This window comes from Vibrio sp. 779(2023) (assembly GCF_033344285.1).
Taxonomy (GTDB): Bacteria; Pseudomonadota; Gammaproteobacteria; order Enterobacterales; family Vibrionaceae; genus Vibrio; species Vibrio alginolyticus.
Map to the genome: position 1 here is coordinate 1 of NZ_JAWPOM010000154.1, position 1,213 is coordinate 1,213.

Genomic DNA, 1,213 nt, shown 5'->3' on the forward strand with positions numbered 1-1,213 from the left:
GTTCGCTCGACTCAGTGCCAAAGCAAGGCGCAACCGTCATTGTGGCGAATCACCCTCTCGGCTGTGTTGAAGGCGTGATTCTCGCCGAACTACTGTTAATGGTGCGAGACGATATCCAAATTTTAGCGAATCAGTACCTGAAAACCGTGCCAGAGCTCGACCAACTTTTTATTGGTGTCGACGTATTCGAGGGCAAAGATGCGGTCAAGTCGAACATGAAGGCACTTAGAGCAGCCAACAAACACCTTGCGAATGGCGGCTTGTTATTGGTTTTCCCTGCGGGTGAAGTGTCAAAGTTGGTGGATGCCAAACAACAGCGTTTAGAAGACAAAGAATGGAGCCGCAGTGTCAGTGCATTAATTCGTAAGAACAAAGCAGTCACTGTTCCCGTCTTCATTCGTGGGCAGAACTCAAAACGCTTCTACATGGCAGGTAAAATCCACCCTCTTTTACGCACCTTGATGTTAGGAAGAGAGCTACTCAACAAGAGCGCAAAAACCATTGAGTTGTCCTTTGGGCAAGCAATCAAGTTTAAAGAACTCAATAACCTCAACGATGATCAGATCGTCAATTATCTGAGGCTTAACACCTACCTGCTTAACCGCGATGTAAGTGCCACTCAGCAAACGGTCTCAGACAATGATCTCTTACCTATTGCGGCAGGGTTACCCATAGGCCAGTTGCTTGAAGAGCTGCACAGCTTACCGGCAGAAACCCAATTGCTTCAAAATGGCGAGTTCGACGTGTACTGCGCCAGCGCACAGCAGATCCCATCTCTCCTACATGAAATTGGCCGCTTGCGAGAACATAATTTCCGTCAAGTTGGCGAAGGGACCGGACAAGCGATAGACATCGATCATTTCGATCATGATTACCTGCACCTGTTTGTGTGGGATCGTGAGAACCAATGCATGGTAGGTGCTTACCGTCTTGGATTAGTTGATCAATTATTGGCGAAATATGGCGTAGAAGGATTGTATTCGCGCACCTTGTTCAACTATGACCAACGCTTTCTCGATCAAATGGGTAAGTCGATTGAAATGGGGCGTTCTGTGATTGCCGAGCAATATCAAAAAAGCATGAGTGCCCTACTCTTACTCTGGAAAGGCATAGCGACTTTTGTTCATCAACATCCTGAATACACGCACTTATTTGGCCCAGTGAGCATCAGCAACGATTACAGCCATACCGCGCGTCAGTTGCTGGCACAATC

Annotated in this window: 1 protein-coding gene; it reads left to right on the plus strand. The window is 47.5% G+C overall.

Annotation, left to right across the window (positions count from 1 at the left end; translation table 11 throughout):
• On the plus strand, positions 1 to 1,213 hold a 1,213-nt coding region (locus tag R8O70_RS25690), incomplete at both ends, for a lysophospholipid acyltransferase family protein (protein WP_318184522.1).